15 protein-coding genes are annotated in these 13,952 nt (G+C 63.6%); 9 read left to right on the top strand and 6 right to left on the bottom strand.

Going from position 1 to position 13,952, the window contains the following annotated elements; genetic code table 11:
• Nucleotides 1-189 precede the first annotated feature (189 nt).
• Nucleotides 190-609 carry a WhiB family transcriptional regulator gene (locus ACO07W_RS11295; protein ID WP_421843221.1) on the bottom strand — a complete coding sequence of 140 codons (420 nt, stop codon included), beginning with the start codon at nucleotides 607-609 and terminating at the stop codon, nucleotides 190-192.
• A gap of 141 nt (nucleotides 610-750) precedes the next feature.
• Here ACO07W_RS11295 and ACO07W_RS11290 point away from each other — a divergent pair, with 141 nt between their 5' ends.
• The 6 genes from ACO07W_RS11290 to ACO07W_RS11265 are packed head-to-tail and all read left to right on the top strand — an operon-like array spanning nucleotide 751 to nucleotide 4,812.
• Nucleotides 751-1,548, top strand: coding sequence for a helix-turn-helix domain-containing protein (locus tag ACO07W_RS11290; RefSeq protein ID WP_421843219.1), 798 nt, complete (start codon nucleotides 751-753; stop codon nucleotides 1,546-1,548).
• Complete coding sequence (locus tag ACO07W_RS11285; RefSeq protein WP_421843217.1) at nucleotides 1,545-2,381, top strand: C40 family peptidase; 837 nt, start codon at nucleotides 1,545-1,547, stop codon at nucleotides 2,379-2,381. Before ACO07W_RS11290 ends, ACO07W_RS11285 begins: the two co-directional genes overlap by 4 nt.
• A gap of 48 nt (nucleotides 2,382-2,429) precedes the next feature.
• A complete protein-coding gene (locus ACO07W_RS11280; RefSeq protein WP_421843215.1) occupies nucleotides 2,430-2,792 on the top strand; it encodes a DUF4226 domain-containing protein in 363 nt (120 codons plus the stop codon).
• 53 nt (nucleotides 2,793-2,845) lie between these two features.
• The gene (locus ACO07W_RS11275; protein WP_421843213.1) at nucleotides 2,846-4,126 is read left to right on the top strand and encodes a DUF4226 domain-containing protein; all 1,281 of its coding nucleotides are present in this window, start codon (nucleotides 2,846-2,848) and stop codon (nucleotides 4,124-4,126) included.
• Between the two features lie 57 nt (nucleotides 4,127-4,183).
• Complete coding sequence (locus tag ACO07W_RS11270) at nucleotides 4,184-4,501, top strand: ESX-1 secretion-associated protein (protein WP_421843211.1); 318 nt, start codon at nucleotides 4,184-4,186, stop codon at nucleotides 4,499-4,501.
• Nucleotides 4,498-4,812, top strand: coding sequence for a DUF2694 family protein (locus ACO07W_RS11265; protein ID WP_421843209.1), 315 nt, complete (start codon nucleotides 4,498-4,500; stop codon nucleotides 4,810-4,812). The genes ACO07W_RS11270 and ACO07W_RS11265 overlap by 4 nt, the downstream gene beginning before the upstream one ends.
• On the opposite strand, the gene ACO07W_RS11260 is transcribed toward ACO07W_RS11265, so the two are convergent.
• Nucleotides 4,809-4,952, bottom strand: a complete 144-nt coding sequence (locus tag ACO07W_RS11260) for a hypothetical protein (protein ID WP_421843207.1) — start codon at nucleotides 4,950-4,952, stop codon at nucleotides 4,809-4,811. The genes ACO07W_RS11265 and ACO07W_RS11260 overlap by 4 nt on opposite strands.
• Before the next feature lie 78 nt (nucleotides 4,953-5,030).
• On the opposite strand from ACO07W_RS11260, the gene ACO07W_RS11255 reads away from it, so the two are divergent.
• The gene (locus tag ACO07W_RS11255; protein ID WP_421843205.1) at nucleotides 5,031-6,425 is read left to right on the top strand and encodes a DUF5631 domain-containing protein; all 1,395 of its coding nucleotides are present in this window, start codon (nucleotides 5,031-5,033) and stop codon (nucleotides 6,423-6,425) included.
• 18 nt (nucleotides 6,426-6,443) lie between these two features.
• Here ACO07W_RS11255 and ACO07W_RS11250 read toward each other — a convergent pair whose 3' ends face one another.
• Nucleotides 6,444-7,217 carry a TIGR03084 family metal-binding protein gene (locus ACO07W_RS11250; RefSeq protein WP_421843203.1) on the bottom strand — a complete coding sequence of 258 codons (774 nt, stop codon included), beginning with the start codon at nucleotides 7,215-7,217 and terminating at the stop codon, nucleotides 6,444-6,446.
• Between the two features lie 47 nt (nucleotides 7,218-7,264).
• A complete protein-coding gene (locus tag ACO07W_RS11245) occupies nucleotides 7,265-8,596 on the bottom strand; it encodes an MFS transporter (RefSeq protein WP_421845941.1) in 1,332 nt (443 codons plus the stop codon).
• Nucleotides 8,597-8,646: 50 nt separating this feature from the next.
• Here ACO07W_RS11245 and ACO07W_RS11240 point away from each other — a divergent pair, with 50 nt between their 5' ends.
• Complete coding sequence (locus ACO07W_RS11240; protein ID WP_421843201.1) at nucleotides 8,647-9,300, top strand: YqgE/AlgH family protein; 654 nt, start codon at nucleotides 8,647-8,649, stop codon at nucleotides 9,298-9,300.
• A gap of 36 nt (nucleotides 9,301-9,336) precedes the next feature.
• On the opposite strand, the gene ACO07W_RS11235 is transcribed toward ACO07W_RS11240, so the two are convergent.
• Together ACO07W_RS11235 and ACO07W_RS11230 are read right to left on the bottom strand one after the other, a co-directional pair.
• On the bottom strand, nucleotides 9,337-9,687 hold the full coding sequence (locus ACO07W_RS11235; protein WP_421843199.1) for a hypothetical protein: 351 nt from the start codon (nucleotides 9,685-9,687) through the stop codon (nucleotides 9,337-9,339).
• Nucleotides 9,688-9,767: 80 nt separating this feature from the next.
• On the bottom strand, nucleotides 9,768-10,778 hold the full coding sequence (locus ACO07W_RS11230) for an LpqN/LpqT family lipoprotein (RefSeq protein ID WP_421843197.1): 1,011 nt from the start codon (nucleotides 10,776-10,778) through the stop codon (nucleotides 9,768-9,770).
• A 197-nt stretch (nucleotides 10,779-10,975) separates the two neighbouring features.
• Here ACO07W_RS11230 and leuS point away from each other — a divergent pair, with 197 nt between their 5' ends.
• Nucleotides 10,976-13,897, top strand: coding sequence for a leucine--tRNA ligase (leuS, locus tag ACO07W_RS11225; protein ID WP_421843195.1), 2,922 nt, complete (start codon nucleotides 10,976-10,978; stop codon nucleotides 13,895-13,897).
• The last annotated feature ends 55 nt before the right edge of the window (nucleotides 13,898-13,952 follow it).

Here is a 13,952-nt window from a genome sequence, read left to right as displayed (position 1 = left end):
GGCCCAGCAGGCGACTTCGGCTCGGCGCCGGTTCAGGCTGCTCGTGATCCAGCGCTGATACTGCGACACTACCCCGGTTTGTGGTGTGGCCGCGCTCGATAGTCCCAGCCCTAGGGCCGTGCCACCGGCGCGAGTAAGCCGGCGATCTGGTTATCGACGGCAGGGTCGGCAGAGCTCGGCGGCAATGCATCAGGCTGCTGAGCGTGGGTCCGGCTGTGCGGCGCCTGGCAGGTGCAACACCACAGCGGCCAGTGGCAGCACATCTCCTTCGCTTCGTGCCAGCAAGGCGCTGTTTTCGGGTAGCTGGCGGGAGTTGATTTCGCCGTTGGCGATCTGCCGCAGCACAGCGTGGCAGCGGGCAAGTTGTTCCCGTTTCCGGTATTGACCGCCCGGCAGCTTGACGCCGGCCCATACCCCGTACTCCTCGCGATGCTCGACGGCATGTTGGGCACACCGCCGCTGTTGCGCCAGTGGGCACCGCCGCAAGCACTGGATCCGCGCTTCGGTAGCGGATCGCTCGTATGCGCGCGCTTTGGCGGCTCCGTCACCGGCGTCGTCGTCGGGGTATCCGAACCAGAGTTCTGGGTTGGCTGTGCAGGGGTGTGCCATGTCTACCTCCTCGTCCGATCAAAACGTAGGCAAAAGCGTATACACGAGTTGACCGGTATGACAAGAGAAGCGCGATAAAAACGGATATATCGAAATTGGGTTCGTGCCTGTGTAGTATCCGGCCTGTGGGCGGAGCGTCCGATGAGCCGTGAGTCGGCCGGTGCGGCGATCCGTGCACTACGCGAATCGCATGACTGGTCGTTGGCAGACCTTGCTGCGGCCACCGGCGTCAGCATCATGGGATTGAGCTATCTTGAGCGTGGTGCCCGTAAGCCGCACAAAAGCACTGTTCAGAAAGTCGAAAATGGACTCGGCTTGCCGCCGGGTACCTACTCTCGCCTCCTGGTCGCTGCTGATCCCGACGCCGAGCTCACCCGATTGCTGGCCGCGCGGCCGCCGGAGCCGGTTTCGGCGCGGACTGCGGGCACGGTCACGGTCGGCCGCCACAGTGACACCGACGTGCTTGAGGGCTATGCCGAAGCGCAGCTCGACGCTATCAAGTCGGTCATAGATCGACTACCGGCGAACACATCAAACGAATATGAGACGTATATTCTCTCTGTGATCGGTCAGTGTGCGAAAGCTGAGATGTTGGCTGCCGGATCTTGGCGGGTGGCTGTCAACGCCGGTGCGGACTCGACCAACCGGCTCATGGGTTACCTGCTTGAGCTCGAGGCCACGCGTGGTGCCCTGCTGAAGCGGATGCCCACAAGCTTGAGCGCGCGGTTTGACCAAGCCTGCACGCAGTCGCCGTTGCCCGAGACGGTGATTTCCGCGCTGATTGGTGTGGGCAGTGAAGAACTGTGGGATATCCGCAATCGGGGTGTTATCCCGGCCGGGGCGCTCCCGCGTGTCCGCGCCTTCGCAGGCATGGCCACTACCGGCGAGTCGGTGGATTGCAGCGGGTTGGAGCCGAACGTGAGCGAGGCCGACGAGTGAGCAAGGCCGAGATCGACGCGCTGCGCAGCGCCCACCTGATGTTCGCCGGCGACAGCAGGTTCCCGGCGTCGGAACTCGGCGATGTGCACAATCGGCGCCTGGTGCAGCTTGCCGCTGGACTGACCGGCGTTGGGCACAATGATCGGTGTCAGCGAGCGGTCCATCGCAGCAGAGAAACTCTGCTGGCGGCCGCGCGGACCGATGCGGCCGCCGCGGGCGTTCTCGCCAACGCCCACCGCGATCAGGGGCAGGCACGCGCACTGACCGGAGGTGTCCTCGCCGAGGCCCATGCTGACGCCGCTGTCATTCCGGCTACGCCCATGGCCCAGCGTGAGGCGATGCGCCGGCGTGCGGCGCGGCTGCGTGCTCAGCGCGCACATGTCCTGTGGGCGCGTGCGCGTGCGCGACGGCATCTGGCGACGTTGCGTGCCCTGCGCTATCTCGCAGCGTGCCAACACCGTTTCGGGTCGGGTGGACCGCGGCTCTCTGCGCCGAACAGCCGGCATGGAATCGCAGTGCGCGCCGCGTTGTCGCGGCTCGGTCGCCCATACGCCTGGGGTGCAACCGGGCCGGACCGATTCGACTGTTCGGGGCTAGTTCAATGGTCATATGCGCAAGCAGGCCTGCATCTGCACCGCACCACTTACCAGCAGATCAATGACGGTGTGCCGGTGCAGCGCGACCAGATTCGGCCCGGGGATCTTGTTTTTCCGCGCCCAGGACATGTTCAGATCGCCATTGGTAACAACCTGGTCGTCGAGGCGCCCCACGCGGGTGCTCCCGTGCGGATCAGTGCGCTGGGCAACAACGTGCAGATCCGCCGCCCAGTTTGAGAATCGATAATCACCCGGGCGGTTGGGTGAGATGAGAAGGTTAAAGCCATGTCGGAGCACACCGGACCTTCGGTAGCTGCCATTCAGGCACGGCAGGCAGTGCTGGCGAGACAACACAGCACCGCGGCTGCAGCCGACCGTGCGCTGGCCGAGGCACTGGCCAGCGCACATACCGCGATGCGCGAAAGTATCCGCCGGCTCGACGCCATCGCCGCCGAAATCGACCAAGCAATACCGAACCAGGCTGACCTCGCAGCCGACACCCCTTTGCAAGCGCGCGAGCTGCAGCGTTTTCTGGTTGCTAAGCAGCGAGAGATCGCAGCTATCGTGGCCGACGCGCGTGAGCTCGATCGCGCCAAAAGCACTGCGATGAACAACCTGCGGATACGGTACACAGAGTCGTTGCGCTGAAGTGAGCTGAAGTGAATTGTGGGCGGTCTCACCCCTGAGTACTGTCGCCCGGCATGGAGGGGTCGCGGCATCGCCGGCGGGCGGGCTACCCGCGTTCGAGTGAATCGCCGGCACCGTCTGATCCAGAACGCGGCCAGGCTGCCGAAGCTATCGGCGACGCAGAGGCTGCCTTGGCACACCAGAATTCAGCGAGTTCTCAGCTCGACCTACATGTAGTCTCGGCAATTCTTAATGCCCATTTGCAGACCGTCAAAGGTGCGGATGCGCTCAGCAAGCTGCAGCAAGAAACCGAAGCTGCAGTACGGACGCGATCAGACCTCGATACCCCAGCAGGAGCACGTGATTTCCAGCGATTCCTCATCAGCAAGCTCAGGGATATTCGCGCGGTGGTCGCAAACGTAAGCCTTGACGATACGTCCAAAGCGGCCCTGATGGCCGTGTGGACGGCGCTGTACGACGCTTCCAAGAACCCATCGACTTTCTCCGGAGACCATCCGCGTGCACCGGCTGCAGCACAGCTGACGGGAGATACTGGCACACACCCTGCGGACGTGCTGGACGCTGGTTGGCCCCCGTACCCCGACTCGCTGTTATTTGGTGATCCTGGCTTGCTGACTGGGGACGCACCCGTTCCCGGTCCTGCCCTGCCGGCGATGCCGACGGCGCCCGCGATACCGGGTATCCCCAGCATCGGTGGCGGTGAGATGCCAAGCACGGGAGGATTACCAGGTGAGATGGCGGGTTGGGGTGTGCCCGGAGGACTCGGAATTCCCGCTCTGCTTGACGCCCTGGGAGGCGATCGGGCCTTGCGGGGCCTCGACGAAACACAGCTGCCGTCCGACGACCGCAATCAGAACGACCGCACATTGTCAGGCGGCGAAGACAAGCAAAGCGAAGACGACGGCCATGCGGGGTCTGATCAGCTCGACTCGTCGCCAGCGGGACCCACGTCCGTGGTCTTGCCCACGGGTGAAACCGTCATCGCTGCCACCCCCGAACTCGCTGCGGTGATCGAGGCTGCTGCCGGCGGAACGCCAATCGCGGAGGCGTTCCATCAGCAGGGCATCACCCTGCCCCCGCCGGGGACGGAGGTCGCGCACCCGATTGACCCGGCGCGCGTCGTACCGGGAGACATCGGCATCTTCACCGACCGGCACGCGCTCGGCTTGGGTAACAGCAAGGCTCTCCTTGATGGCCAGATTCAACACATATCCACCGTGAGCGGACCAAGGTTTCTAGGCTGGCAGCATCCGTCGATGCCGGCGACCGCGACCACGCCGGCGACAACCGAACCACCGACACCGACCCGGCCGGCGGCCACGCCGACGAACTAGGTCGCAGCAGTTGAGTCCCGCCGGCCGCATCGCCGGCGCACACAGAGGAGACCGCGGATGGTAGATCGAATCCATGTGGTGCCGGCGCACTTGCGTAAAGCCGCTACGCATCACCAGGAGACCTCCGACTACTTGCGTACCGTGCCGGCTTCGCATGCTGCGATCCAACAGAGTTTGGACTCGCTCGGGCCGATCTTTAGCGAGCTTCGCGCCTCGGGGCGTGAACTGCTCGAACTAAGACGACAGTGCTACCAGCAACAAGCCGATGATCACGCCGATATGGCAGATAACCTAGAGACGTCGGCGACGATGTGGGAGCAGCACGAGGAAGACGCGGCAGGCGAGTTCGGCAGCATCGTTGACGACGGTCGATGACAGACGCCAATCCCGCGTTCGACACTGTTCACCCCAGCGGGCACATTCTTGTCCGGTCTTGCCGGGGCGGGTATGTGCACAGTGTGACCCTGAGTGAGGCCGCGATGGAAACCGACGCCGAGACCTTGGCAGAGGGTATTCTGCGGACTGCCGATGTGTCCTGCCTCAAGGCTTTGCTCGAAGTGCGCGATGAGATCGTCGGAACCGGGCACACTCCGTCTGCGGAAGTTCCTACGCCGGATGATCTTGATGCGGCCATTCACAAGCTGCTGGCACATAAACTGCGTCGCCGGGCCCCCCGGAACGCCTAGATCAGCCAGGTCTTGGCGGATTCCGGGTCGGGCGCGATATCGGTAGGCGGCTCGATCGGATTGGCGCCGAACAACCCTCGCGCGCGTAACAACAGAGCACGGAGCTCTTCGAGTTGCTGCTGCAGCGCAGAATCGGCCATGGGCTCACGCTACCCACGTCCCGGAAGCCGCACAATTCACCACCTGCGGGGATTTTGTCCCACCGGTACGCTGGGCCGGTGGCGATCTTCGGTCGGATGACGGCGCGTAACCGGCTCCGGAGAGCGACCCAGGAATCCCTCACGATTCCGGCATTCAGCGCTCCGGTCGATTGCACGCATTGGGTTATTGGAGAATTTTGGCCCGCTGAGTTGTCGACGACCACGGGTGAAACCTCCGCACTAGCCAAGCGTCTTAGGGATGACTTGCAGCGGATCGCTGATTCTGCCAACAACGAGCTGATGACGATCAGGCGATCCGGGATGATTTCTTCGGCTCAACAGGCACAAGAGGCCAGGGTGATCGACGTGACTCGTGCGTTGGCTCAGCGGCGAGTCGAGTCGACAATGGGTGATGTGCGCGGGAATGCGCGAGATGCGTGGGCACCGGCTGCGCCTGGGCCAGATGTCGGTCGAGATGAGGCGCCGGTGGAGACCGGAGCGTGGACGGTTGGTCTACCAGCTCCGATTGTCGCCCCCTCCCCTGCGACCCCAGCGTTGGATGCCTGGTCACTGGCTGCGCCTGGGCCAGATGTCGGTCGAGATGAGGCGCCGGTGGAGACCGGAGCGTGGACGGTTGGTCTACCAGCTCCGATTGTCGCCCCCTCCCCTGCGACCCCAGCGTTGGATGCCTGGTCACTGGCTGCGCCTGGGCCAGATGTCGGTCGAGATGAGGCGCCGGTGGAGACCGGAGCGTGGACGGTTGGTCTACCAGCTCCGAACGTCGCCCCCTCCCCTGCCACCACCGAAGCGCAGTTCACCTGGACCCCCGAAGTCGCGGCCGAACCAGAATCGGACGGCGAACGGTTGAGACGCCTGCTTGCATTCGTGACTCGCCAGGAGCCGCGGCTGAGTTGGGCGGTCGGTGACCAGGTCGACGGGACGACACTATTGGTGACGGACCTCGCCTACGGGTGGATACCACCGGGTATCACGCTTCCAGAAGGCGTGCGGTTACTAGAACCCGAGCGACGTGGCAGCGGAATCACTGCGCTGACAATCAATTCGACGCGCTCTGCGAAGTACGCTCCCGGCGATTCCCTGACCTGGTCGGCTGATTTTGTTGCTACGAAATCCTCTAGCCAGCCCCGCGAGTTGCCGATGGTCGATGACCTGGGACGGCACCTCGCCGCAGCGATGAACTTGCGCAACGGCCTGCCGCGGACGGCGCAGGCCTTGGCCAGGGCCGCAGCCGGCGGAACAGACGTTGCCGACGATGAAATCGACCTACTGCGGGTCCATCTTGATACTGCGCTGTGTCAAGTCCTGGTCCAGTATCCCGAAGCTGATCCCGCGCTGCTGCTCAACTGCTTGTTGTTGGCCGCTACCGAGTGCATCGTCACCGGCGACCCAATTTCTGCGAACTACCACTTCGCTTGGTTCCAAAAGCTCGATGCACAATCAGCGAGTGCTTAGCCAGCGCCGTTGTAGAGCTCATCGGCCGGGCCCGGGCGGCCCGGCGAAGGCCTGCGCGATTGACAGCCATCGCTGCGCATCCTCCCCAACTGCTGTGATGTCGAGCCCGCTGAGTGCGCGCCGCTGGGTGACCAGAAAGCAGAAATCCTCGGCCGATCCGGTGACGCGCTGCGCCGCATCCGCAGGTCCCCAGGACCAGACCTCGCCGCCGGGTCCGCGCAGCTCGACCAGGAACGGCACGGTCGGCGGGTTCAAGTTGTTGACGGCGTAGGCGTAGTCGCGGGCGCGAACGCCGAGGTGGGCGATCGACCGTAGTCGCTCGGTCGCGGCGAGTGTGACGCCGAGGGCATCGGCGACATCCAGCGCGTGCGCCCACGTCTCCATGAGTCGCGCAGTAGCCATGGACGCGGCACTCATGGGCGGCCCGAACCATGGCAATTTGCGGCCTTCGGGAACCGCCAGCAACTGCTCGTGCAACTCTCTGCGGGTGACCCTCCAGCGGGTTAGCAATTCGGCTGCGGGCGTGGCCGCCATTTCCTCGGCGCCGGCGTCGACGGCACCGCTCGGATTCGTCGCCGCAGCAGCCAGTACCTCAGCGAAGCCGGCCTCATCGGTGATTGCGGTCAGTGAGACGCGGTCGGTCCACAGCAGGTGTCCGAGCTGGTGGGCTATGGTCCAGCCCGGCGCGGGTGTTGGGTCTGTCCACCGCTCGACGGGCAGCGGTGCCACCAGCGCGTCTAGGCGGTCGCTCTCGGCACGCAGGTCTGCAACGATCGGCCCTGGAGCCGCCATCATCGCCTCCCGAAGGGCTTGCTGTTGAGGGAAACTACAGATCTACCCTAGCCACCGGCTGTGGCTTGACCGCGCCGGCCGAGGACGCCGTGAGCGACGAGCCCCGCTCCGTAGATCACCGACCCGAACAACGCAAAAGCCGGCGCATGCCCGTCGAGGGGAATCAGTGACGCGGCCACAGTGATCGATGCAATGTACGAAACCCAGAACAGCGAATCCTGCACCGCGAAAACATGGCCCCGTAACGCGTCGTCGACGTCTATCTGCATTGCTGCGTCGGCGCACAGCTTGACCATTTGGCCAGCTACGCCGAGAAAGAAGCCGCATGCCACCATCACCGGCAACAGCAGACCGGCACCGGCGATCTGGATGATCGCTGCGGCCGCCAATGCACCGTTTGCGGTGGCGTAGCGCCCCCAGCGGCGTATGACCGCCGGCGTCAGGACGTTTGACAAGAAGGCGCCGAGACCCGTCGCTGTGAAGAACAGCAATGCCGTTCCCAATCCGCCGACGCCGGGGGCTGTCACATGGTGGACCAACAACAAGATCAACAACGAGTTGATGCCAATCACCATCCGGTGTGCGGCCAGGCCGGACAGCGCGGCGGCGACCGTCGGACGTTGCACTACTGTGCGGGCGCCGTGCAGCCAACCGGTGACCACGGCGTAGATGGCTGAGCCGTGGATCGCTCGTTTGGTGTCGTCTGGGCCCAGCACGCCGGGCCTAAACCGCAACGCCAGCAGCAACGCCAGCGAAACCGGAATCACCGCGATGAAGATGATTGCCGAGGCGCCCTCGTCGTCGGCGCCGGCGAGCCAGCGGGGCAACAACATGAAGTTGGCACCGAGGAAGGCTGCGACTGCACCCGAAGCTATAGCAACCGAGTTCATGGTTACCACTTGTTTACGCGGAACCACGTGGGGCAGGGCCGCCGATAGACCAGAGGAGACGAACCGGGCCCAGCCGTTCGCGAGTAGCGCTGCGAACAGCAACGGCAGGTCACCAGTTCCTGCCGCCAAGATCGTGCCGACCACGGCGATCAGGGCAATGCGGCCGATGTTGGCGCCGACAAGCACGAGTCGTCGATCCCAGCGGTCTACCAGCGCCCCGGCGAAGGGACCCAGTAGAGAGTAGGGCAGGAAAAGCACCGCGAAGGCGCGTGCGATTGCCATCGGGTCGGCGGCCCGATCGGGATTGAAAAGCAGCGCACCAGCTAGTCCCGCCTGGAATAGACCATCGCCGAACTGGCTCGCTATGCGGACTTGCACCAGCCGCCAAAAGTCGGGCAGAGCACGCACAGATCGCCAAAGGTCGACGGGAGCGCGCGCCCGCTTCCGGGTGTGAATCACAGTTTCCACTTCCACGAGCGGCGCAGGCAAGGCTTGGTCCACGCTGCGCCTCCCCACCACATTACAAATATGCGCCGACCATGCCTGTTCGTCTGGGGTGGTGCTGCTGCGGATGCGATGATGGTGCAGTGGCGCCGCACGACGATCCTGAGGACCATTTAGCACCTGCCGCGCAACGGGTGCGGGCGGGTACCTTGCTGTTGGCTAACACCGATTTGCTGGAACCGACATTTCGCCGCAGCGTGATCTACATCGTTGAACACAACGACGGCGGCACTTTGGGTGTTGTACTCAACCGGCCCAGCGAGACTGCGGTCTATAACGTGTTGCCGCATTGGGCCAAACTCGCGGCCAAACCGAAGACGATGTTCATCGGCGGGCCTGTGAAACGCGATGCTGCCCTTTGCCTGGCAGTGCTGCGGATCGGCGCCGAACCGGACAGCGTGCCTGGACTCAGACACGTCGCGGGGCGGATGGCGATGGTGGATTTGGACGCTGAACCTGAGCGGATTGCGCCGCATCTTGAAGGGTTGCGGATCTTCGCGGGGTACTCCGGCTGGACCATCGGTCAGCTCGAAGGCGAGATAGAACGTGACGATTGGATTGTGTTGTCGGCATTACCATCTGACGTTCTGGTGGGGCCCCGAGCTGATTTGTGGGGGCAGGTTCTGCGGCGGCAGCCACTGCCGCTTTCGCTGTTGGCCACACACCCGATCGACGTCAGCCGCAACTAGGTCTATGTGACGTCGTCATGAGTCGGCTGGCACCGTTCAGCGGCAGGACAAGGTGCACGCCGTGCAGTTGCCAGCGCAGTCGGCCGATGTGAGGTTAGTGGAGTTGTGGCGGACCGCGTACCGCGCGGTCTGCAACGAACCAGCTGCCAGTGTTCCGAATGCTCCTGCGATGCAGACGAGCACGACCATGAGCGTCCCCGGCTGAGACGCCACCAGCGCTACCCCTCCCCCGACAATAAGCATCACCGACGCCGCCAATTGCGTGGGCGCGATCGCGCGCCGCGCCAGTTGCGCGGGGTTGGCGGTATCGGCTTGGTTGAGTGATCGAACCCCGAATATCGCGGACGCCACCGCCGCGAGCACACACAGCACGCCCGTGATGAACATGCGCTCACAATACGAGTCCGACACTGAATCCGCGCGCCCGGCTCCCCCGGGCTCGACCTAGCTAACTAGAGCGGAATGGCTTACTGCGAGGGCGCGGGCGTCACGATGCTCAGCTGTGGTTGGCGAGGCGACACATTGATCACTGGTGACCGCACAGTAGCTGGTCTGGGTGCGGTTTGCGGCGAGGGAATCCGGTTGGGCTGCTGTCCGCGCAGCGGCGCGGATGCCCAATGGGGGGCCGGGGAACCAGGTGTTCGAGCGTTAGTCCGGGGCGTCGCCACCTGGAATCCGTTGACGATCGCGTCGGTGGCAGGTGCGTCGGTGACCGCTTGTGACAAAGCTGTGGTCACGGACAACGACACCAGGTACTTGTCGGCTCCCGAGGTGGCGATGACGTGACGCCGAGAAGTGTTGAGCGTCATGTCGTTTTCGCGGTAGGTGCCTTCGATGATTGACGACGGGAAGCCGTGGAAACCGGTCAGTGAGGCGTTGGTGGTCTGCCAGGCGAGTCGTTGCTGGCTGTCGACATAGCCATGTGTGATGGCTTCGGCGGGATCGAAGTCGCCGACCAGCTTGTACACCACCACCTGAGCATTCGATGTGTAGATGCTGTTACCGAGCCGATCAGCGATCACAGCGAACGCGTCGGGCACGTTGGGATCGGGTACCCGGGTCCAGCGGGGAGGCATCGGCAACGCGATCTCAAGGGCCTTGAAACCTTGTGGTCGCTGCGCCTCCAGTTTGACCTCGTGTTCTTGAAGGTAATCACGGATCGTTCCGGTGAGTGCGGGCGTCGCAGCTCGCGGCCTTGACGCCGCGGCCGCGGGACCGGACACCGTGGTGGGTGCAAACGGAGACGCGATCGGGGCTGGAGCCGGGGCCGGGGTAAACCTGTTGTTGACGCCGCCGGGAAGCACCGTCACCTGACGTACGGGCGGGGCCGCTCCTTGCGCGGTACCCGGGGTGGGGATCGGCTGAGGTGGAAGCACGGGATCGGCCGACGCCTTTCCGCCGGCGACAACCATGACGCCGAGGAAGCCAGTGGCTAGGCCCCCCGCGAAGACCCGCCAGGTGCGCAGGTTTTGAGTCATTTTCGTCGGTCCCTCCGAGTAACCTGGGCGCCAATGCCCGCTATAGAGGCTGAATGTATCTAGTACTCAACTAAGGAACCAGGTGTGAAACACAGCTGGGACAAACCTCTGATCGGTGTGCAACGCATCCGAGACCAACCTGTGGCCCGGCAGACAGGCCCCGACGGTTCCTGGGCCGCCCTTATACCCTGTTGTGCGTGACCGAACCGCCTGCCGCTGCAACCGGCCGCCCGTCCAGTGTCGACGACGCGGACGTTGACGCTCTGCGGTACCGATACACCGCGGAGCTTGCGGCAGAGCTGGAGAGAACGTGGCAGGATAACTGGGCTCGACTCGGCACGTTCAATGTGCCCAACCCGGTCGGCTCATTGGCTCCGATGGACGGTTCGGAGATTCCAGGGGACAAGCTCTTCGTGCAAGACATGTTCCCGTATCCATCTGGCGAGGGCCTCCACGTCGGCCACCCGCTGGGCTATATAGCGACCGACGTCTACTCCCGCTATTTTCGAATGACGGGCCGTAATGTTCTGCACGCCTTAGGATTCGATTCTTTTGGGCTGCCTGCTGAGCAGTATGCGATGCAAACCGGTACCCACCCGCGTGCCAGGACTGAGGCTAACGTGGTGAACTTCCGGCGGCAGTTGGCCCGGCTTGGTCTCGGACACGACAGTCGGCGAAGTTTCTCGACTACCGATGTGGAATTTTACAAGTGGACTCAGTGGATCTTCCTGCAGATCTACAATTCGTGGTTCGATACCGCAGCCAACAAGGCGCGTCCGATATCCGAGCTAATCGCTGAATACGACTCCGGTGCGCAGAGTCTCGGGGACGGCCGGAACTGGGCCACGCTGTCGGCGGGGGAGCGGGCCGATGTGATCGACGCTCGCCGACTGGTTTATCGAGCGGACTCTATGGTCAATTGGTGTCCGGGGCTGGGCACGGTATTGGCCAACGAAGAGGTCACCGCCGACGGACGGAGCGACCGGGGCAATTTCCCCGTATTCCGCAAGCGGCTGCGGCAATGGATGATGCGCATCACCGCCTACTCCGAACGGCTGCTAGCCGATCTCGAAGTGCTGGACTGGCCCGAACAGGTCAAGACCATGCAGCGGAACTGGATCGGACGCTCGGCGGGGGCTGTGGCGCTGTTTTCGGCGCCCGTTCGGGATGGCGACGGAGCTGCCTCACAAGTCAACATCGAGGTGTTCACCACCCGGCCGGACACTTTGTTCGGTGCTACCTATTTGGTGTTGGCCCCCGAACACGTCTTGGTCGATGAGCTGGTCGCGACGGCATGGCCGGCCGACGTAGACCCGGCGTGGACCTACGGTGCTGCCACGCCCGGGGAGGCCGTCGTTGCCTACCGCCGTGCGATCGCGGCCAAGTCGGACCTTGAGCGCCAGGAGAGTCGGGAGAAGACCGGCGCCTTCTTGGGCGTCTATGCCACCAATCCGGCAAATGGTGACACCGTGCCGATCTTCATCGCCGATTATGTGCTAGCCGGGTACGGCACCGGAGCGATTATGGCGGTGCCGGGCCACGACCAACGTGACTGGGAATTCGCCCGGGAGCTCGGTCTTCCAGTTGTGGAAGTGATTGCTGGCGGCAATATTTCGGAGTCCGCATACGTCGGAGACGGAGTATTGGTTAACTCCGGCTATCTAGACGGTATGAGTGTCGGGGCGGCGAAGCAGAAGATTACCGCCCGGCTGGAGTCAGATGGGCTTGGTCGGGCTCGCGTCGAATTCAAGTTGCGTGACTGGCTTTTTGCGCGGCAGCGGTACTGGGGGGAGCCGTTCCCGATAGTTTACGACGACGCCGGACGCCCGCATGCTCTTGACGAAGCGGCACTGCCGGTCGAGTTGCCGGATGTGCCGGACTATTCGCCGGTGTTGTTCGATTCCGACGACGCAGACAGTGAGCCCTCACCACCACTAGGTAAGGCGACCGAGTGGGTGCATGTCGAGCTGGATCTCGGCGATGGCCTGAAGCGTTACAGCCGCGACACGAACGTGATGCCGCAGTGGGCGGGCAGCTCGTGGTATGAGCTGCGCTACACCGACCCCAACAACTCGGAGCGGTTCTGCGCCAGGGAAAACGAAATGTACTGGATGGGTCCGCGGCCGGCTGAGCACGGGCCGGACGACCCCGGTGGGGTAGATCTCTATGTCGGTGGAGCCGAGCATGCGGTGCTGCACCTTCTATATGCGAGATTTTGGCACAAGGTGCTGTACGACCTGGGTCACGTCAGTTCCCGCGAGCCTTACCGCAGGTTGGTCAACCAGGGCTATATTCAGGCGTTTGCCTACACCGACGCGCGCGGTTCCTATGTACCTGCGGAGCAGGTGGTTGAGCGGGGCGGTTCCTTTTTCTATCCGGGCCCGGACGGGGAGATCGAGGTTTTTCAGGAATTCGGCAAGATCGGCAAGAGTCTGAAGAACTCGGTATCACCGGACCAGATCTGCGACGAATACGGAGCCGATACGCTGCGGGTATACGAGATGTCCATGGGGCCATTGGAGGCCTCCCGCCCGTGGGCGACCAAAGATGTCGTGGGGGCCTACCGCTTTCTGCAGCGGGTGTGGCGGCTGGTGGTCGATGAGCGGACAGGCGAGACACGGGTGCACGAGGATGGGCAGAAGCAGTTGGCCACAGACACGCTGCGGGCACTGCATCGCACCATTGCGGGGGTATCGGAAGACTATGCGGCACTGCGAAATAACACCGCGACGGCCAAACTGATCGAATACACCAACCACCTCACCAAGCAGCACCGCGAGTCGGTACCGCGAGCCGCGGTCGAGCCACTTGTGCTGATGCTGGCTCCGTTGGCCCCGCACCTGGCGGAGGAGCTGTGGCTGCGACTTGGCAACACCATCTCGTTGGCGCACGGGCCGTTCCCGGAGGCGAATCCTGAGTACCTTGTCGACGACACCGTCGAATATCCAGTGCAGGTAAACGGGAAGGTGAGGGGGAGGGTTGTGGTGGCCGCCGACGCGGACGCTGCCACGGTGGAAGCCGCTGCGTTGGCGGATGACAAGGTACGGGCGTTCTTGGCCGGTGCTGCTCCGCGCAAGGTGATTGTGGTTTCGGGTCGGCTGGTTAATCTCGTTGTCTAGGCCTACGCGGTTTCGTGTGTGAACTTAGGCGATGTGATGGTCTGGCAACCTCAGC

This window comes from Mycobacterium sp. (assembly GCF_965230835.1).
GTDB lineage: Bacteria > Actinomycetota > Actinomycetes > Mycobacteriales > Mycobacteriaceae > Mycobacterium.
The sequence above is the reverse complement of the archived record's forward strand: the minus strand, read 5'-3'. Positions and strand labels throughout refer to the sequence as shown.